Origin of the sequence: Microcoleus sp. FACHB-1515 (assembly GCF_014696105.1) — a bacterium.
Taxonomy (GTDB): domain Bacteria; phylum Cyanobacteriota; class Cyanobacteriia; order Elainellales; family Elainellaceae; genus JAAUTJ01.
The window spans coordinates 26,210-45,387 of the sequence record NZ_JACJPO010000019.1; the positions used below are offsets into that span (position 1 = coordinate 26,210).

General features: G+C 52.6%; 19 protein-coding genes. 5 read left to right on the plus strand and 14 right to left on the minus strand.

The genetic code is table 11. The annotated features are described in order from the left end of the window. Positions 1-12: 12 nt before the first annotated feature. Both H6F67_RS05340 and H6F67_RS05345 read right to left on the minus strand, forming a co-directional pair. On the minus strand, positions 13-711 hold the full coding sequence (locus H6F67_RS05340; RefSeq protein ID WP_190764087.1) for a triacylglycerol lipase: 699 nt from the start codon (positions 709-711) through the stop codon (positions 13-15). Positions 712-818: 107 nt separating this feature from the next. After that, positions 819-1,709, minus strand: a complete 891-nt coding sequence (locus tag H6F67_RS05345; protein ID WP_190764089.1) for an alpha/beta fold hydrolase — start codon at positions 1,707-1,709, stop codon at positions 819-821. A 55-nt stretch (positions 1,710-1,764) separates the two neighbouring features. On the opposite strand from H6F67_RS05345, the gene H6F67_RS05350 reads away from it, so the two are divergent. Beyond that, positions 1,765-2,466, plus strand: a complete 702-nt coding sequence (locus tag H6F67_RS05350; RefSeq protein ID WP_190764091.1) for a hypothetical protein — start codon at positions 1,765-1,767, stop codon at positions 2,464-2,466. On the opposite strand, the gene H6F67_RS05355 is transcribed toward H6F67_RS05350, so the two are convergent. The 8 genes from H6F67_RS05355 to H6F67_RS05390 all read right to left on the minus strand — a co-directional run bounded on the left by H6F67_RS05355 (position 2,463) and on the right by H6F67_RS05390 (position 10,259). Next, on the minus strand, positions 2,463-3,605 hold the full coding sequence (locus H6F67_RS05355; RefSeq protein WP_190764093.1) for a glycosyltransferase family 4 protein: 1,143 nt from the start codon (positions 3,603-3,605) through the stop codon (positions 2,463-2,465). The two genes, H6F67_RS05350 and H6F67_RS05355, sit on opposite strands and share 4 nt — an antisense overlap. Before the next feature lie 68 nt (positions 3,606-3,673). Next, positions 3,674-5,227: an MFS transporter gene (locus H6F67_RS05360; protein ID WP_190764094.1), complete on the minus strand. Its 1,554-nt coding sequence runs from the start codon at positions 5,225-5,227 to the stop codon at positions 3,674-3,676. 9 nt (positions 5,228-5,236) lie between these two features. Further along, on the minus strand, positions 5,237-6,124 hold the full coding sequence (gene recO, locus H6F67_RS05365) for a DNA repair protein RecO (protein ID WP_190764096.1): 888 nt from the start codon (positions 6,122-6,124) through the stop codon (positions 5,237-5,239). An 87-nt stretch (positions 6,125-6,211) separates the two neighbouring features. Next, on the minus strand, positions 6,212-6,892 hold the full coding sequence (deoC, locus tag H6F67_RS05370; protein ID WP_190764098.1) for a deoxyribose-phosphate aldolase: 681 nt from the start codon (positions 6,890-6,892) through the stop codon (positions 6,212-6,214). 318 nt (positions 6,893-7,210) lie between these two features. Then, positions 7,211-8,176: a manganese catalase family protein gene (locus H6F67_RS05375; protein WP_190764100.1), complete on the minus strand. Its 966-nt coding sequence runs from the start codon at positions 8,174-8,176 to the stop codon at positions 7,211-7,213. Between the two features lie 438 nt (positions 8,177-8,614). Beyond that, complete coding sequence (locus tag H6F67_RS05380; RefSeq protein ID WP_190764102.1) at positions 8,615-9,475, minus strand: Npun_R2479 family HD domain-containing metalloprotein; 861 nt, start codon at positions 9,473-9,475, stop codon at positions 8,615-8,617. A gap of 269 nt (positions 9,476-9,744) precedes the next feature. Further along, positions 9,745-9,945 carry a hypothetical protein gene (locus H6F67_RS05385; protein ID WP_190764104.1) on the minus strand — a complete coding sequence of 67 codons (201 nt, stop codon included), beginning with the start codon at positions 9,943-9,945 and terminating at the stop codon, positions 9,745-9,747. 35 nt (positions 9,946-9,980) lie between these two features. Next, the gene (locus tag H6F67_RS05390; RefSeq protein WP_190764106.1) at positions 9,981-10,259 is read right to left on the minus strand and encodes a hypothetical protein; all 279 of its coding nucleotides are present in this window, start codon (positions 10,257-10,259) and stop codon (positions 9,981-9,983) included. A 524-nt stretch (positions 10,260-10,783) separates the two neighbouring features. Between H6F67_RS05390 and H6F67_RS05395 the strand changes: the two genes are divergently transcribed. Then, positions 10,784-11,356: an N-acetylmuramoyl-L-alanine amidase gene (locus tag H6F67_RS05395; RefSeq protein WP_190764108.1), complete on the plus strand. Its 573-nt coding sequence runs from the start codon at positions 10,784-10,786 to the stop codon at positions 11,354-11,356. 225 nt (positions 11,357-11,581) lie between these two features. Next, positions 11,582-12,664: a tol-pal system YbgF family protein gene (locus H6F67_RS05400; protein ID WP_190764110.1), complete on the plus strand. Its 1,083-nt coding sequence runs from the start codon at positions 11,582-11,584 to the stop codon at positions 12,662-12,664. Positions 12,665-12,703: 39 nt separating this feature from the next. Here H6F67_RS05400 and H6F67_RS05405 read toward each other — a convergent pair whose 3' ends face one another. Beyond that, a complete protein-coding gene (locus H6F67_RS05405; protein ID WP_190764112.1) occupies positions 12,704-13,237 on the minus strand; it encodes a hypothetical protein in 534 nt (177 codons plus the stop codon). 415 nt (positions 13,238-13,652) lie between these two features. On the opposite strand from H6F67_RS05405, the gene H6F67_RS05410 reads away from it, so the two are divergent. Together H6F67_RS05410 and H6F67_RS05415 are read left to right on the plus strand one after the other, a co-directional pair. Next, positions 13,653-14,813: a murein hydrolase activator EnvC gene (locus H6F67_RS05410; protein WP_190764114.1), complete on the plus strand. Its 1,161-nt coding sequence runs from the start codon at positions 13,653-13,655 to the stop codon at positions 14,811-14,813. A 359-nt stretch (positions 14,814-15,172) separates the two neighbouring features. Next, positions 15,173-16,552, plus strand: a complete 1,380-nt coding sequence (locus H6F67_RS05415) for a hypothetical protein (protein WP_190764116.1) — start codon at positions 15,173-15,175, stop codon at positions 16,550-16,552. A gap of 7 nt (positions 16,553-16,559) precedes the next feature. Here the strand turns inward: H6F67_RS05415 and H6F67_RS05420 are convergent, their stop codons facing one another. The 3 genes from H6F67_RS05420 to H6F67_RS05430 form a co-directional block, all read right to left on the minus strand. Beyond that, positions 16,560-16,874 carry a 2Fe-2S iron-sulfur cluster-binding protein gene (locus H6F67_RS05420; protein ID WP_190764118.1) on the minus strand — a complete coding sequence of 105 codons (315 nt, stop codon included), beginning with the start codon at positions 16,872-16,874 and terminating at the stop codon, positions 16,560-16,562. A 17-nt stretch (positions 16,875-16,891) separates the two neighbouring features. After that, a complete protein-coding gene (locus H6F67_RS05425) occupies positions 16,892-18,256 on the minus strand; it encodes a selenium-binding family protein (protein WP_190764120.1) in 1,365 nt (454 codons plus the stop codon). Positions 18,257-18,346: 90 nt separating this feature from the next. After that, the gene (locus H6F67_RS05430; protein ID WP_190764122.1) at positions 18,347-19,066 is read right to left on the minus strand and encodes a Uma2 family endonuclease; all 720 of its coding nucleotides are present in this window, start codon (positions 19,064-19,066) and stop codon (positions 18,347-18,349) included. Positions 19,067-19,178 lie beyond the last annotated feature (112 nt).

Below are 19,178 nucleotides of genomic sequence, written 5' to 3' on the forward strand. Positions count from 1 at the left end.
TTGATCGCCCCACTACTGAAGATAGTTTGCCCACTGCTGCACGGCACTGGCCGAACCGTACCAGGTTTTTCCCGGACGAGGTGAATGGAGTACGCCATCGAGCGTAATGTTTTCTGCACCTTCGAGATGGGCAGCTTCGATCGGCGTGATGCCGTCGCCCCAAGTTGCGCCTTGCCCGATCGTCAGTTCATAGCTGCTGTAGGCAAACCACGAGCCGAGTTTGCGCTGTCCAAAAATCGCTTTGCCCGCTACGCAAACATAGCGCACAGTGGGATGAAACGCGCCCGGATAATTGTTTTTGACAAAATCGAGGTTGCGCTTTGTCCAGCGTTCGCGGCTGACATGCGGCGTTCCCAGCGTCACCAGCGTTGCCACAGACGGATGCGCCTTCCACAAGGTCACTTTGCCCGCATCGGTCGGATGCACTTCGTAAGCCACCTCCCCCAAATAGATGCGCGAAATCCATCCGCCCGCCGAATGTCCCACCAAGTTGATGCGATCGCTTCCCGTCTCCCGCATCACCTGCTTCACTGTCTCATCGAGCAGTTGCAAAATTGGCAGCATCGATCGCCCGCCCACAGTGGGAAACCAAGTCTTCCGCAAGAGTGGAACGGTTTTCACGCAGAAGCCAAGCGATTCGAGCGATCGTTCCATCTCGCCATAAGCGATCGCACCAGCCAAATATCCAGGCAAAATCACAACAGGCAGCATGAGGGAGAGAGGTTAGGAGTAAACGAAGCGAGTTCAAAGTTCCCCAAATTGGGGGATTTAGGGGACGAAAAGATGACGCAATCCGCGATTAACTTCATTTCAAATTATCAGAAATTGGCTGAATACTTGCGATCGAGCCATTCTAAAATTAATCGATTCACCAAAGTCGGATTTTCATCATGGGGGCAATGTCCGGCATTCGGAATTGAAGTAAATTCAACCGATTCCCCTGACAAATCTTGATAGATTTTTGCGCCGGAAATCGGTGTCCAAGGATCAGCCTCGCCCCACAAAATCAGCATCGGTGCGTGAATTTTTGGCAGCAGTTCTGTCGGTTTTGGCCCTGGTGGAGCGGTGAGAATCGAGGCGAAGACTTTTTGCGCTCCGGGGTCGCAAGACGGCTCGTAGAGCAGATCGACGAGTTCATCGGTGACGGCGGTGCGATCGCGATATACCTGCATCAAGGTTTTGCGAATGCGCGGCTTTTGCCTTACCAAATTAAACAAAAAGGGACCAAATCTTTCTGAGCCGACCAGTTTCACAAACGTTCCCATCACGACGCGCAACGGCAGCGTTAGCTCGTCAGGTCGGTGGTTAAGTCCGCCTGCGGCATTGAGCAAAATGCCGCCTCGCGACAGGTCAGGATGATTGGCAAGCATCATCATGCTCAGCAGTGCGCCGATCGAATTGCCGACAAAAATTGCAGGTTCTTTTACCAGCGCGGCGCAAAAATCCGTCAGCAGTTCTTCCCAAACCTCGACGCTGTAGTCGATCGCAGGCTTGTCGGAACTGCCGAAGCCGAGCAGATCGATCGCAAAGACGCGGTAGCCACCTGAGGCCAAAACCGGAATATTTTGTCGCCAGTGGCCGATCGAGGCTCCAAAGCCGTGAATTAAAATTAAGGGAATGCCGCTGCCCTGCACGGTGTAGCAGATGCGGTGTCCCTGCCAGTTCCAAAAGGATTTCGTCAGCGTGCGGGGTAATTGCTCGGTTGTCACAGGTCGAATTTAATTAAGTTTCTTTAACTATGTGTATCACAAGCGGGAGCGAAAAATGGTTGCAGCGCTAGAGCAAAAAACGACTGACCAGCTTAAGCAAGAACTGCTTGAACTGGTGCGCGATCGAGACAGTCAGCCGTTGGGCAAAAAAGTTGCCTTTGCCAAAACTGAACTGATGCCTTGGTTTGAAGAACTGAGTCGCCGCAATCCGTTTCCGAATGCGATCGATCAAATTGATTTAGTCGTCGGCGTTTGGTCGCCCGTTTGGTCAACCATTCCGTTTCAAGACACATTTCCCGGACGCATCTATGAGCAGTCCTATCAAATTTTTGCAAATAACGGCTACTACGCAAATATGGCTCGCTATGCACCGGGAAGTAAGCTGCCGTTTCTGAAGCAATTTACCGAAAAGTTGGTGGCGTATGACTTCATGATTTTGCAGAGATTTGAAGTTCAAAACAATCAGTGGTTCATTCAAAATGTTGGAATTCAACAGGGATTTCGGGTGAATCTTGCGCCGTTGACGATCGAAAAAGCCCAAGCCTGGTTTGAATCTGCCGTGAAAAAGCTTGCCAATCGACCTGTGAAGCCGGATTTTGAAAAGCTTGATCAAAGCACGGCGAAAAAGTACGAAAAAATCTTTGAAGCCACACCGCAATTAGAGCATTTGTATATCGATCGAGATTTTCGACTGGTGAAAACGCAGCGGGAAGCGAAACAGCGACCGTCCTATACGATCGCCGTTCGCAAACGCTAAACCCAACTTCTCAGATAGGCGTGCTGCTGCTGCATCACTTGGCGATAAAGTTCTTCAAGCTGAGTGATGTTGTTGCTCAACGTGTAGCGATCGAGTACTCTTTGCCGTGCCTTGCGACCCAACAGCGTCGTCATCTCTGGATGATCTCGGAACAGCGGCAATAAGGTTTGAAGCTGCATTGCGACTCGGTGCGTATGCATCATCACGCCCGCTCCGGCTTCGAGGACTTCTCCATCGGCTCCGGCATCGGTGGCGAGGCAGGCGACACCGCAGGCCATCGCTTCCAGCAAAGAGAGCGACAAACCTTCGACCAGCGAAGGCAGGATAAACACATCTGCGCCGCGCAAAATTTCGACTCGGCGCTGTTCATCGGCCACAAAGCCGAGCCACAAGATGTTGTGTTCGTCGCCGTAAGTGGCTTTGAGGATGGGTGCAAGCGGGCCATTGCCGACGATCGCCAGTTTGCTGCTCGCGCCCATATCCGCATGTTTCCACGCCTTCAGCAGCGACTCAACGTTTTTCTCCGTTGCGATCCGACCTTGGTAGACGAATAGGCGATCGGCTTCCAGTTCCGTCTTGATGCGCGACAAACCGGGCGAATATTTTTCGACATCGACGCCGTTGGGGATCACGACGACTTGCGGTGCGGGAACGCCCAAGCGAATCAGCAGATCGCGCTGGACATGTGAGAAAACAATGACGCGATCGTAATTCGCCAAAAACGGCGCATAAAGCTGATACATCAGGTGTTGCGTTCCTGATGTCAGGTTGCGGCGTTTGCGATCGAAGGGCGGGTGAAATGTTGCAATCAGCGGCAGCGAAAGCTCCTGACAAATTTCTGGCAAGAGAAAATCGAGCGGTGAAAGGGTCAGGGAGGCGTGAACGATGTCGGGCTTAAGGCGTTCGAGCGCTTTGGCGAGTACCTTGCTCGATTTAAATGTGGGGATCGTGTAGATCTGCGATTTGTAGAGGCAGGGGATCGACACTTCGTGCGGCTCGGAAATTTCCTCGGAATCTTCTGGGGCGAAATGTAAGAAGCTGACCTGATAGCCACGATCGAGCAAGGCATTAGTGACTTCTCGACCGTAAGTAACGTTGCCACAGAAGGGAGATTTTTTCCCAAGCCACGCGATATGCATTTAAGTCCGGTATTTTAGCGTTTTGAAAGATTAATCTAACATAAAGGATTTTAGGGGCATCTCGTCAATTAAGATACTGTTTTTGATTGAGCTTCGCGAGAAATCGTCCAGGTGAGTGCGCCACCTGCGATCGTCAAAGTCGCCAAAATCAGCAGCACAATTCGCAGTCCCAAGAACGTTTCTGCCACACCTGCGAGGGCGAGGGGCAAACTGAGCGCAATATTAATCGCGTTATTTTGCAGGCCAAACACCTTGCCGCGCATTTCTTCCGGCGTTTCTTCCTGAATCGTGGTTTGCATTGGGACACCCACGATCGCCGCACAGCAGCCCAACACGACCAGCAAGCCCAACGTCGGCCAAAGCTGATGCGTAAAGATTGACATGCCGCCCAGCGCACCTGCCATGCCGATCGATCCTGCTAAGGCCAGTTGCGCCCGACTGAAGCGCTGTCCAAACTGTCCGACCAGCGTTGCACCGATCGCCATGCCAACGCCGCCTGCCGCCAGCAAAAAGCCAAACTGTGACGACTTCAAAGCAGGCATCACTTCCGCCAAACGCACCGCAAGCACGGCCAAGGCTGCGAAGATCGAAAACAAAATGACAAGCTGAATCAAGGCGGCTCGGACGCGCCCCTGTTCGCCCAAGTAGCGCACTCCATCGCGGATGTTGTCCCACACCTTCGGCGGCTCTTGCTCGGCTAGCTCGGCCAAATCAATTTTTTCTCGCGTCTGCATGGCGATCAAAATAATTCCGGCGATCGCATAGCTAAAGCCGACCAGCAATTCTTTCCCGATATTTAGCCCGCCGCCCAAGTGAGCTACGAGCGAATCGGCGATCGCCAGAAGCGGCTCACCGACCGCAAAGCCGATGATCACCGAGGCCATCATCGTGGTGGTGTAGAGCGAGTTGGCGGAAAGCAGGTGACGGCGATCGACAATCAAAGGAATCGCGGCTTGTTCTGCTGGCGCGAAGAACTGCGTCAGCGTGGAAACGAGAAACGTAATTGCCAGCAGCATTCCGAAGCCGATCGGCAGCGTTCCCAGCGGCGACCAGCCCTGCGTAATCCACAGGAGCGGCGGCAGGATGAGGACAAGGCCGCCGCGCAGTAAGTTCGTCGCAACGAGAACGGCTTTTTTCGGCCAGTGATCAACGTAGACTCCGGCGATCGAACCGAACAAAACGGCGGGAATCGTAAACGCGATCATGATCGAGGAGACCCAGCCGGAGATCGGCTGTCCCGCTGTTTGGAAGCGGTTGTCGATCAGCATGATCATCAGCACGAGATAGACCTTATCGGCCAGTTGCGAGAAGACCTGCCCGCCCCAAAGTGCGAGGAAATTCAAGTTGCGGAGGACAGGCAAGAAGCCTGCTTGAAATTCTTCGATCGGATGGTCTTCGCCCTCAGGTTGGGCGATTTCTTCGGCAATTTCTTCGACCAGTTCCGAAATCGCTTCGAGCGCTTCGACCATATCGCCGCCCGGAAAGGTGAGCGGTTCCGGCAAAGAGCGCGGCAGGTCGCTTTTCCTTGGCGTTGGCTGGCTGGGAGACAAGCCGTTTTCTGCTCCGGCTGGGCTGAGTCGGGGCAGGCGATTTTCAAGATCAAACTCGAATCTTGGGGTCATGGCGATCGACTAAACGAGGATTTCAACAGGAGTAAAGCAGGCATCAAGCAGAGTCGCCGATCGAATCGGTTTCTCAAAATAAAATTCGGCGCAGTAGCGCAAAATCTGCTCGATCGTGTGCCAAGCAGGATCGCTCGGTTCGGGCAAATCGTCGGGGGCAAAGGCATCTTGGACGGGGCGATCGGCTAGATGTTGCAGCAGTCCGAGTTCCCAAGCGTCAAGCTGAAGCCGCAGTTCCGTTGGCTTGGCAGTCGCCCCATAGGAACCACTCGACTCCGCCACCCGCGTCGATTCTTCAGCAGGTGAACTGGTATCTGGCGGTAGCTGCTGCATCGCTTCTAGCGTCACGGTTCCGCCTGCGGCTACGCTGAAACCAACGCGCCATTCGCGATGGGCGAAACTGGGGATCAGCGGCACTTGCGTCACGCAGCAGTGATGAACTTGGGGCGCAACTCCGGCCAAGGCAAGCAGTTGAAAAGCGGCTTGCGTCAGGAAGGGCAGCACTTGGGCGGAAGGTAGCTGCTCAAGCTGACGCAGATTGTCGCACAGCAGAACGAAGAGTTCTTCCTGCGGCTGATCGCTAAGCGCCTGATAGAGCGCGAGTTCGGCAAGGTACTGGCTGGCCGTTAGCTTGGTGAGGTCTTGGCTGAGCGCGGTGAACGATTCGATCGATTCCGCCTGCGTAATCTTATCGAGGTTGCGACCTTTGACGATCAGCAAATTGTTGACGACAAACAGGCCGCTGCGTCCGCGCAAACTCGAATCGTGCTTGCGCGATCCGGGCGCGATCGCCCGCAGCAAGCCATACTCGCGAGTCAAAACGGTCAGCAGTCGATCGGACTCGCCAAACGGCATTCCTTTGAGGTTTATTCCAGTGGCCTTGTAGGTTCCGCTCATGATTGCCAGCGTGACGCGATCGCACGGTTACTTTTATTAACCGATCGACTCAGTAAGCTTTACCTCGGTAAAAGGTAAGACTCCAAGCTATTCCTTTTCCAGGGTATCGCGCTGGCGCACCAAATCGGGGCCGCGAGAAGTTCCTAATCGAGTCGCACCCGCCAAAATCAAGTCGATCGCCTGCTGTGCAGTGCGGATTCCCCCCGCTGCCTTGATCCCGACGCGATCGCGTGAGAGTTCCTTTAATAGGCGGACATCTTCAACGGTTGCGCCGCCCTGCCAGCCCGTGCTGGTCTTGAGAAAGGCAACGCCCGCATCGAGACAAACCTCTGTTGCTAGCCGCTTTTCCGGTTCAGTCAGCAACGACATTTCCAGAATTGCCTTGACGGGCACTCCGGTCGCCTCGACGATCTCGGCCAGTTCTCGATTCAGTTCGGTTGTGCGCTCAGTCTTGAGCCATCCCAGGTTGATCACGACATCAAGTTCGGCTGCGCCATTTTCGACGGCTTCTTGCGCTTCGTAGCGCTTGACGGCGGGCGTAGTTGCTCCGGTCGGAAATCCGATCACCGTGCAAACTTTTGGAGACTTGTTGTTGAGCAGTTCAACCGCTTGCCGGACGTGAATCGGGTAGACGCAAACCGTCGCGAACTGAAAGCGATCGGCTTCTTCACAAACCCGAATCACCTGATCGCTGGTTGCGGCAGGATGGAGCAAAGCGTGATCGATAAATGGAGCTAAATCAATTTCTTCTGCGGAATGAATTGCCATCAATAAAACCTCGATCGCGCCTTTCAATTTTTAGCAGAAAGTGACCAAGAAAAATTAGAACTATTTCAGCTTTGCGATCGCGCCTTGAACGAAGATTCAGGCTGAAAGCAAAAAACTATTAAAACAGGTTGAGTTCAAAATCCAAGTTTGTTTTAACAAACTTTCGCTTTTAGCTCGAACTTTCGTTCAGAGCAGCCCCGCAAAAAGAAAAAGCAGCCTATCAAGACTGCTTCATGACGGTGAAAAGTCAAACTTCTCTCAAAATTCGAGGTAATTCCGCAGCCTGCGGAGTGAATTCTACACGCTGCGGATAATGCGTTACTTGGAGTCGCCCGGAGTGATGCGATCGATCACTTCGGCCACTTTATCGACCACATTCGACTGGCCTGGCTTGTTGGTCGAAGTCATTTGAGCGGCGGGCGTTTTGGGCGTTCCATGCAGGCGGGGATCAGGCTGCGGCGGTTCGGGTTGCGGGCCGATCGGTTCCGGATCCGAGATGTAGGTGAATTCGCCTTTGCCATCCATTGACTGACCTTTTGCCCAGCGGCCTTCAGCGCTTTCCGTACCCTTGGAGTGGTTCCAGAACTGGTAGGCATACTCGTTCTTCCCATATTCATAGGCGATGTTGGGAGTTACGACTTCCTCAAAGCCGTCGTCCTTGAGGTTTTCGATCGCCGCAAGCCATTGATTTTGGTGCATCGTATCGCGAGCGATCATAAAGCTCAGGTGGTCTCTCACGCCCGGATCGTCTGACATCTCATACATGCGGACGGCTTGAATGAGACCTTGGGACTCGGCATGAAGATTCGATCGAAAATCTGCCAGCAGGTTGCCGCTCGCGATGATGTAGCGACCGTTCCAAGCATAGCCCACGCTGTCTTCCGGCATCGCGCCGCCACCGGAGACGATCGTATGCTTCGGACTCATCGCGGCTGCCATGATGTCCATCATCGTGTCAGTCGGCTTGCTGCCGCCCATCACCGCACCGACGATCGGATCCTTGGTGACGGCTTCTTCTTGCAGCTTGATCGGGGCTTTATCGAGCAGATGGGCGACCATCGTGGCGAGCATCTCGACGTGACCGATTTCCTCAGTCCCAATGTCAAGCAGCATATCGCGATACTTGGCGGGACCTCGGCAGTTCCAGCCCTGAAACAGGTACTGCATCATCACAGTCATTTCACCCATCGGCCCGCCGATTAGCTCTTGCAGCTTCTTGGCATAAACCGGATCGGGATTCGTGGGTGGAGTGAAATACTGTAGCCGTTTTTCGTGATAGAACATGAGAAATTCCTTAATTAAAATCGTTGCAGTTGTTAAGAGATCAGCGCAAAAAATGTTTTCTCGAAACTGAGATGATGACACTTGATAGTTGTGTCATTACTCTTCTCAGGTAACTACTTTGAAATCTTCTGTACCTCAGTCTTTAGAAAGGTCACAATACACTCAGCAGACATAAGCATATTTCTCTACCTCTTGAGTTATGTTCTGAGAGATACATTAAAACTTTTCATCATAAAATCTGTCAGCAATTCAACTGCTTATTCAGCTTCGATCGCGATCGAATGCGTCCGCTTGCAGTGGGAAAGACCGCTGTGAAATCGCGCAGCCGCAAAGCTCGTTTCCAACACTTGAGCGGCTTCAACCTAAAAAGGTCTTGCCCTATTCACCGGAACGGAGCAAGACCTTTTTGGAGACAAATTGTAGGGAGAAGTCGATCGCTCAGTTCGCCAAACTTCCCGCAATTTTCGATAGCTCGTCGTTGTGTTCAACCACAAACACATTCGAGTAGAGATTGGCAATTACCTGTTGGCCTTGCTGCGTCAATCTTAGATAGCGCAGGGCGTGCTGCACGTAGGGATAAACGCCGCCCCAATAGAATTTAGGATAGTTGCGGCGCAAATCGTCAGGATTTTTGTAGCCGAGTGCTTTGTTGACGCCTGTTTCTTCAAATTCGTAAAACAGGGCGCTAATCTTCTTCAGATAGCGAGGATCGCTGAGCTGTCCGATCAGGTCAGAAGCGCGAATTAAACCGGGATATTCGATCGTGTCTTGGTGGTCGCCTTCTTTGGGAACCGGAAAGCGCGTTAGCTCGATGTTGCGGATGATCTGCTTTGAGTCGATCAGGGGATGACCGCCAAAGCGCTCATTGATGAACAGCTTAGCGCGATCGACATGGTAGGGCGTCAAGGCGGCATCTGACGCTCCGGGCGGCAAAGGAATCATGTCATCGTCCTGTCCAGTGGCGTACCAGCCGTCTCGGTCTTTGCGGCAAACGCCTTTCACATAGCCAATGTCGTGACAGACGAGCGAAATGATGAAGTGCAGCCAGTCTTCGCTGGTGACGCCGCCTTCGCGAATGTGGCGACCGCGCAAAATTTCCTGGCCGACCAGCGTCACCAAAATCGAATGCTCGACGTTGTGGTAGAGGGCGTCACTGTTGGCGATGTTTTCCAGCGCCATGCTGCCCACCCAGCCAATGATGTCTTCATAGTCAGAGTTCAGCCCGCCATAGGTGCGGCGATAGCCTTCCTTAAGCTGGGCGACAAAGTGGTCGATGAGCAGTTCAGTGGCGTTAAACATCTGACACTTGCAGGTAGAGATTTGCGATGACAGGATGTGGCCTAAAGCTTAACCGAGATTGACACTCGCGAGTGAGCGTATCTAGCTCACCTATCCATAAATACTAAGGCCGCCTCTGGCTGTTGCCTGTTCTATGCTACCGAATTTTCCCGTTCTGCGGGGAAAGCCAACAGTGGTCACAGGGCAGGAGTGGCTGCTTGTGGTTTGTGCGATCGCTCCAACCAAAGCAAATCTCGTGCTGATGCTGTCACCCTTGACACAGCCTAAGATCAACGCGATTGCGGCAGGGGGCAAGGTTTGAACTGCTCAGCAGGATGCGTCGAATGAAGGCGATCGCCAGATGGACTCCACATAGACGATCGCCACTGGGTTTCAGAAGCTTTTTCAATACTGTGAATTGAACGAAATGGTGCAAAGGCGATCGCTGCACTTGAAAGGTGTAGCGATCGCAAGGTGTTCCAAAACGGCATCGCGCAGCTTGTGCAACGGCTTCGCCCAATCGAACCTATTCCAATGCCAAATAGCGCACCAGCAGGCTGATCACATCACCGGGATCAGGCACGATGTTCAGTGGTGCATCGAGTTCGAGCGGCATGGCCCACTCGATCGCCTGCGCGTATCCGGCCTGCTCTAAGCGGCGCGTCGTGAATTGAACAATCTGCGGTGTGCCAATCAGAATGTGCTTGATCGGCGTGCGCTTGTCGCCCGGAGGTCGAGTGGTTGAGCGAATTTGCGGCGTGGGCAAATCGTTCCGCTCTGAGGCGGAATGATCAGAAGTGTTCATGAGTTTTCCTTGTGTTTGGTGGATAGGAAAACCCAAAAGCCTAGCCGCCCCGACGCAAGACGCAGCAATCGAGACGGCTAGGAGGGTATGATCCCAGTTAGCCTATCAACTGCCAGTATCAGTTTGGTGGGTCAGCGGCTCGAAGTCTGTTCGCACCAGCTTCGGGTCGCGTGGCTAGACCTTGGGTCTAAGCGATCGGTCTTTGCTGTCATTTAGCAGCATTAGCAAAAGACCTTAGCGGATTTGCTTGGGGATGTCAATAGGGCGAGTTTGAAGATTTTCGGGGCTACATCCACCCCGACTGCTGTGCAAAAAAATATTGCGATCGCTTCATTTTCTTGCATCGATCGCACAGCGGTTCGGGGCAGCAGTTCATGCAAAAAGGTCGATCGCCTTGTGGGGATTTGTGTAGAAACAAAAATGTAATTACTTGATCTAACATAAATTCCTAACGTGCATTAGGTGACGAATAAAATGCAATTTACTTCAATAAAGATCAAGCTTCTAAAAAGGAAATTGATGTTATGAGAACTTCGTCATTACGTCTTTTGCAAGACCCTACTGTTGTCGTTTTAGCTGCGGGGCATGGTGGCAGTGATTCAGGAGCCGTTAACCTACCTCATAAAGAGCGCGATCAAGCAATTGCGATCGTTGATCAAACTGCTGATCTGCTGCGATCGCAGGGCATTGAGGTAGAAATTGCTCCGCACAGTGAAGATACAGAGAAATCAATTCAATGGGTCAACAGAAACTTTGGCTTTGGCGATGCTTGGGTATTGGAAGTACATCGTGATTCGGCTTCTGGATTGAGTTCGGATGATGCTTCACGTCGCTGTGGAATCTACTACGGCACTTCTGAAAGCAGCAAAGATGTTGGCAAATTCGTTCGTAATGCCTATATTTTGAACGGCGCTCATCCGAATTCATGGGCGCGACCTGATACTGCATCTCGGTTTGGTAGGCTCGGCTGGATTCGCCAAACTCGGCCAGTTGCTCATTTGCTAGAGCTAGGTTTTATGCAGGGAAAAAACGACGATGCTCACCTAAGCTGGCTGGCGAAAATTGCATCTGCGGTCATTTTTGATGCTTTTACCTAATGCGCTTTTCAGTCGTTCATAAACTGCTCTATCGCTCGATTCTGCTGTAGCGATCGTGTTGGTGGCAGACGGCATCGCGTTTTGAGGAGACAAAACTAACTGCCACCGCTGAACACAATTGCAGCGCAACTGTAGTGTCGTTTGATATTCGATCGCTCTCGCTTACCGTAACCATTTCGCTGCTTTCCAACTAAGCTAAAAGCAGCGTTTTCCCTCGTGCCAACCATGATCGAACCCGTTGCGGCAGCGTTTGAGCGGCAAGACTATAAGCTGGCGGCCAAGCTGCTCAAACCGCTGTGGCAGCAATTTCCTGAAGATCCGACGGTGCAGCTTTATGTGGCGCGGCTGCAAGAAGCGATCGGCAAATTTGACCAAGCCGATCGCCTCTATCGACAACTGCTGCGCGACACCACCAATCCAAAAATTGCGATGCAGGCAAGGCAGGGATTGCAGCAGATTGAAGCAGCACAACAGGAGCGCAGGCAGCAGGCGATCGCGCAGGCCACCGCTGACTCAGACGATCGCGCCGCTGGTGTTTTGGTGATTGAGCCGATCGCCGGAGCAGCGCGAGCAGAAGCGGTGCGGAACTTCGCCAAAATTATGCGGCTAGATGCGTATACGGCCAATCTTCAGCTTCCCAGTCGGCACTGGCGGTTGTATCGGACAGGAGCGATCGGGGAACTGCGCGTGTATGGCGAAGAATTGCAGCGCGGCGGCATTGCAAGTTTTTGGTGGGCGATCGAGCAGATCGAGCAAATTCGCGTGTTTCGTGTGCAGTATTTGCAGTCGGTTTCGCCGCCGACCGTTGTTTGCCTAGATGAAAACGGTCAGCTTGGAGCGCTGAAGTTCGACTGGCAGGAAGTGCAGCAGCGCGTTGAAGGCAGGCTACCGATTTTTGAAGATGTTGTGGACTTAGATTTGCACAAAAAGCTTCAGCGCAAAGAGCAAATCCGAGACTACGCGCAGTTTTGCGATTTGCATTTGACTCGGCGCAATTTGATCTTGCGATTTGGCGACAGCAGCTATCAGTTTCAGCAAGGCGTGGTTTTTGCCGCTGAGGATCAGCCTGCCAAAATCACCATTCGCCGCAGTTGGAATCAGATGATTGGCTATTTTCAGTCGCAACTGCCCGCCGTACCTTTGTCCTCCAGCTTCACGCCATTTGCCGAAACTGCGCTGGAGCATTTGAATTTGTTGAGTGCATTTCCGGCGCATATCGATTTGTTCCGCAAAGCGCCGACCGAGTGGGATCGCGCGTTTCAGCTTTATAGCGGACTGGCGTTTCTGCAAAAAAAGGGCACGGTTTGAGCCGCACCCTCGATCGCCTTTTGAACAAATGATTTTGATCTAGTTGGTTTTTACCTGTTTTGCCATATCGCGGAAATAGTTGAGACTTGGACCCGGACGCCGCCGTCCATTGGTACTCATGCCCACCAAATATTTCGGGGCGAAGGTTTGCTCTGCTGAAGGTTGCACCACACCAACCGGAACGGCTGCGGGAGCCGACTCAGACAATTGTTCCACCTTGCCATTCTCGATCTTGGCAACTTGAACTTTGGGCTTGGGTGCAGGTGCTTCCGCTTTGGCAGCAGGCTTGGCAGCCTCGGCTTTCGCAGGCGGCGCGGCAGAAACAGGCTGCACTGGTGGTTCTACTTTCGGTTCTACTTTTGGTTCTGCTTTGGCCGCAGGCGCGGGCTGTGCGGGTGCGGCAGCTTTGGCAGGCGAAGCAGCGGGAAGGGTGGCGGCAGTCTCTTCTTTCGCTTCTTCCATTTCCATGAAATATTCTGACTTTTTACCCAAACCGATTAGCCCACCCAAGAAGCCGAAGATGCCTCCTAGAAAAGCTAGAGTGCCGCCGAGCAGCTTTTTGACAAGACCCATTACGACGATCGCTCCCTCAAAATAAATCTCAAATTAGTGCTGATAGGTTTTTGCAACTCACCGCAAAAAACTCGATCGCTCACAAGAACCCAGATAACTATAGTAACCGAACGGCGATTCGTTTCCTTCTGTTCGTTTTCAAGATTTAGAAATGCCGATCAGTGGTGCGGCTTCCTCCTTGCTTACGGGGTTGGGGAGGATCAAGCGTCTGGAAACACGCCCTAGCCTCTACTGGCTCGGAAATCGAAGTAATCCTAAAGGCGATCGATCTGTTTCCCAATCGAACCACAGAAAATCAAAACATGCGATCGACAATTAACCCGCAAGGCTTAAAATGGCTCAATCGAATTTCCGGGCTGATCATCCTAGCATTTGGCCTGATCTCCCTATCTCCCTGGCACTGGCAAATCGAAGCATGATCCATCGATCGACTGGGCATCCTACCGCACTCAAATCAGTCTTCCTCGCCGTTCTGCTCGCGATCGGCCTTTGGCTAACGCAAATGGCGATCGCTCCCGCCCAATCGATAGATGACTTGCGCCAGCAGCAGCAGCAAATCGAACAGCAGCGATCGACCCTCAACCAAGAGCAAACTCGCCTGCGCGGAATGGAATCCGCCGCCACCGCGCAACTTGGCGGACTGCAAGACACAATTCAATTCACCGCTGCCCAAATTGCCCAGCAGCAAGCGAAACTCCAATCCGCCACCGCGCAGCTTCAGAAATTGCAAGCAGATCTGGCGATCGCTGAGAAAAGCTACGAAGACCGCCAAATTGCCACCGTTGCCCGCCTGCGCTTTATGCAGCGACAGCAAAGCACACGCGGCTGGGCTGTTCTGCTGCAAAGCCGCGATCTCAACGAATTTCTCGATCGCCGCTGGCAGCTCAAGCGCGTTTATCAAGCCGATCGCGAAATTCTCACCAATCTGCAAGCTGCCGCTGATGCGATCGAGCGACAGCAGCAGCAGATTGAAGACCAAAAAAACCAAATTGACTTGCTGACAGTGGAACTGCAAGCGCAGCAGTCACAATTCCAAGCGCAGGCCGAAACACAGCAGCAGTTGATCGATCGCCTCCGCCAAGATCGTCGCGCCCTCGAAGCTGCCCAAACTCAGCTTGAGCACGATTCCGAAAATCTTGGCATTTTAATTCGCCAGCGGCTCGCGATCGCCGCCAACCGCAACGTGCGCGGAACCGGAAAATTCGCGTTTCCCAGCGATGGCCCGATTACGAGCGGATTCGGAATGCGCGTGCATCCGATTTTGGGCTACCGCCGCCTTCACGCCGGAATTGACTTTGGCGGAGCTTATGGCAGCCCGATTCGCGCAGCAGATGCGGGAACCGTAATTTTTGCGGGCTGGTACGGCGGCTATGGCAAAGCCGTAATTGTTTCGCACGGCGACGGACTGACCACGCTCTACGGCCACGCCAGCACCATCTACGTTTCCGAAGGCCAAATCGTTCAGCGCGGCCAAACGATCGCCGCGCTTGGCTCAACAGGATTTTCAACTGGCCCACATTTGCATTTTGAAGTGCGTCAAGCCGGAGAACCAATTGATCCCCAGCAGTATTTATAGATACGTTGCCTCACCGGAGTTTATGCGTATAATGGATGCTTCCGATCGATCGCGAAGACGTAAGCAATCATGTCAATCAGGACGCTGCGCGATTTGTTTGACTACGATAAGAGAAATAAGGTTAGTCTTTAACATTAAGAGATTTAAGCGATCGAATTTTCGTGTATGTTTCCTAGCAGCAGTGTGACGTTTGGCCGCTGTTCACGCAAGCTCACAACTGAGCAGACCGCTCGCGAAGGGTCGATCGATGCCTGATGCTCGCTGATTAGACGATGAGAAAATGACCTTTTATGTGTTTCATTGCAGGCCATTACTTTCGTCCACTTTGTCATGAAAGGGTGCGATAAAGGGTAGGAGAAATGACAGACCGCCAGCCGCTCAACAAGAAGCGATCGCCGCAAAGTATCGCCCATGCCCAAGAAACAGTCTATAGCTTCCTATTAAAAATTGTGCAGCAATGGCCGCCAGAAGATGTGTTGACCGAATTTCGTCATCTATTTATTGAACATGCGGAAACAGCCAGTTCAACCATTCTGCCTGCGCTCTATGAAATCGTTTTTTCCAATCAAGAATTGGAATTTCGTCACACGCTCAAACGCTCCTGCTACATCTTAATCAACAACTGGGAACTATCGCGCAGCCACCAAGCAATTCAAGCACTCATCAAGCTATTTGCAGACTCTACTTTAGATAAACCCACAATATCGCCAACGCTCAAGCGGATGCGCGTCTGGGTGAAAAACTTCATCAGCAGCAGTGATTTTCAAGAACTCCGGCTGTTTGCAATGCGCTATGAAGAGCGCAATCGCCACTGGAGCGATCGCTATGTTTCCTATCTTTTAGTTCCGCAATATATCGACCTCAACAATCCGATCGAGCAGCGAGAAGCCGCCAAAATGCTTTCGCATAACTTGAAGGAGAAATTCAAGTTTGAGCTGGCGCTATATACGGCGCACAGCCAGCCTGCGATCGAAACGCCTGAACCGTCCGCACCCAAAAATCCAACCCTGCTGGGTGATGAAGGGCTGCGATTGATCAAGGCGATCGTGGCACGACGCGGTTTGTTTAGCCACACCAACCTCGCCAATATTTTTTTGAAGCAAACGCAAAACCTCAGCTACCGCGACTTCAAAAAAGCTCTACAAAAATATTTGATCTTTTCTGTTGAAAACCACGAATTTGTCGAAGCGCTCAATCATCAGCTTGCCGAAAAGCTAACGACGCTTTATGCAGCCCATGACGATCGATCGATCGATGATGCTTTGCTGTTGCGTACCACCAACCGCGTCATTGAATTTCTCACTACAGAAGATCATCACGAACCCTCGTCGCTGTTTGTCCTGCTGCTTTCTCGCGGCACGCCGCTGACGCTTGTGGTGGTGTTGCTGAAGCTAATTTTGATTTGTCGCTATGCCCGCACGCACCTTGACGCCCGCATCGCCGAACTAATCAAGTACTATCAGGAATTTCCGCAAGAAGAATGCCAGTGGGTCGTCAGTTTTTTCGAGATTTTTAACATCACAATGACGATCTATGCAGAAAACATCGAGTACAACTTGGTGAGCATGAGCAACGGCCTCAAGCATTCCAACGGCAATGTAGACCGCAACTTAGAAACCTATCGCATCTTCTCGCAACTAAAGCAAGATGCCGCCAGCGAACCGGATTTGGCCGAGATTGAAACAGTCCTGGAAGAAGATGAACCCGAAATTGCGATCGACGAAATGATTTCAAGCTGATCGGCCTTCATCTCGCCGCAAATGGATTGTGATACAGTCCAGCTTGACTTTCATGACCCACTTCAAACTGACAGTCGCTTTGCGCCGTTGCAATGCACAGCAGCACATAGCCCGCTGCTGCCTGAGTGGGTTTGAGCGCAACGGCAAGCGGCTGATCGACTTTGCCACTGAGCAGCCGTGCCGCGCAGGTGATGCAGGCTCCATAGCGACAGCCGACGGGCAATCGCAATCCGGCAGCCTCGATCGCCTCCAGAATAAATTGACCTTCGGCAACTTCGATCGCCAAATTGCGATTGACTAGTTCAATGCGGTAGTGTTTCATTCGTTGAGATGCGATCGCTACACCCAAATATCCGATGTGCAGTCGCCACCGGGATAGCGCATTTCGTGAGCGCGAGCCGCACCTTTCGGTTCCGCGCCAAAATCAACAAAGAAATCGGGATTGACGCTCAAACCGCCATTCTCCGTGTCGCAATTAATTTGCAGCATATAGGAACCCGACTGCGCCATGTCCGGATAAAACTGATTGTCCCAAGTGCTAAACAGCGAATTGGTCACATACAGCCGCTTGCCATCGAGACTCAGTTGCAGCATTTGTGGCCCACCGCTAATTTTGTGGCCGTTCACCTCCGTCGCTTTGCCCAGCAAGCCGCCCACGTAAACCTGTCCGGTAAGCTTGGGATGTTGCGGATCGGTGATGTCGTACTGACGCAGATCGCCGTGCAGCCAGTTGGAGAAATAGAGCCAGCGATCGTCCAGCGAAATCAGCAAATCGGTGATCAGTGAGGGCAGCGGCACAGGAAAGCCTTCCAGATCGACTGCGGGCACATCGATGATTTTCTCGACTTGCCAATGACCGTTGGGCTTGTGCCAGTGGATGATGTTGCTGCTCAAAGCGGCGCCAACGAAGCCGTGCGTACTTTCGGGATTGTGGTGAAAGCGAATTTCCAGCGGAATCAGGCCATCTTCGCCCAGATCGATCGACTGGAGAATTTCGCGTTTTTCCCAATCCCAAAAATGCACCTGCTGACCGTAGTTGCCCGCCGTCACATCATTCAGGTCAAAACCAGGGTAAAAGGTTTTCGGTGCGCCCCATTCGCTGCTGACCATGACGTTGTGGCGCGGCTGATACCAAAAGTCATAGTTATATTTCATTGCGGAATTTGGTTCGCGATCCCAGCGTCCGGCAATGTCGAAATTTTCATCGAGCAGCAAAAATCCACCGGGGCCGTTGCCTGCACCATCGCCCAGCATCGAGATCATGATCTGCCCGTCTGCAAGGCAGTGAACCGTGTGCGGTGCGGTGAGATTTGTTTTTGCCTTAATTTCTTCTGGATCAATGACTTTGTGGATTTTCGGTGCTTTCGCTTCTCCGACATCGACAATGTAGAGGCGGCTCGATCGAATCCCCGGAATGACCAAAAAGCGGCGCGATCGCGTCGGGTCGTCGTGGCAAGAGCTACAGGCATTCCAGCCAAAGTGGTGCAGTTCATCGCCGATGTAGGGCATTTCTAGCCGATGAATCACCTGCGAATAAGTGGGTGAAGCGGGGTCAACATCGATCGTTGCCAGATAGTCGGGCTGCTGAATGCCCGTTCCGGTGTAGAGCGCGATCGAATACAGCAGTTTTTCGCGATCGGCTTGCATTGCCGCTTGGGGTGTGGCGTATCCGGGGCCACAGCAGGCGTGATCCGAGGATGTCATAGCGCGGACTCAAAGGAAGGTCACTTTTGAGTGTAGAAGCAACTCCGATTTCTCGATCGATAAAGTGTACTTTTCTTAAGAATCCAGCGGCTACAAATCCGGTTCAATTCCTGCCGCTCTAAGCTGCGCGATCAGCCGTTCCACGCGATCGCGTTCCTGTGCCAACCGCTCTTGTTCCTGTGCAACTCGTTCAGTTCCCCACAGCAGCAACTCGCCCGATTCATCCCACCAGCGCAACCAGCCACCCGATCGATTTTCGCGACTGCCCTGCCAAATGCCCAAAAACAAGTTCATTTCGGCAATCCAGAAGCGCCCCTGACTATCCGGCGGTTGCAGCTTGTAGCGCTTCGATTCGTCTAGACGGTAAACTTCGATCGCGTTTGTCTGCGGGTCGAACAGCACGTAGGTTGGCACTTTGAGAATTTGTTCGTAGAAAAACCATTTTCCGGGCGGATAGGTCGGCTTGATTGAATATTCGTCGCCCTCGGTATTCGAGAGGAATTCCATGACGACGATCGGCAAATCGCCCTGAAGCTGCGGCGTGTAGCTGCGCTGCACTTCGTCACGCGCCACGCGAATCGACGGCACATAGCCCCAGTCGGGTGCTTTGACGACGATGCGATCGTCCAGCGTGGCACAGATGCCGTAGTTCGTCATCACGAGCGCTTCAGGCGGCAACTTGTCCGCTAGGTCCAAGCTTTCCGTCAGCGCGGCAGCAATCAGCGGCTGATTGATATTGTCCACAGGCGATCGATCAAGTTCATAATCGTCCGGTAGCTTTTCCCAGGTAATTCGCACGGTCGCCACCATTGTTCAGCCTCAACGCGAACTGAGCTTAATTGTAGAGTCGATCGAGGCGCCCCGATACGGTATCGCCCTGCCGCCAATTTCCGCACAATAGAAAGAGCCGTTATTCCCTGGA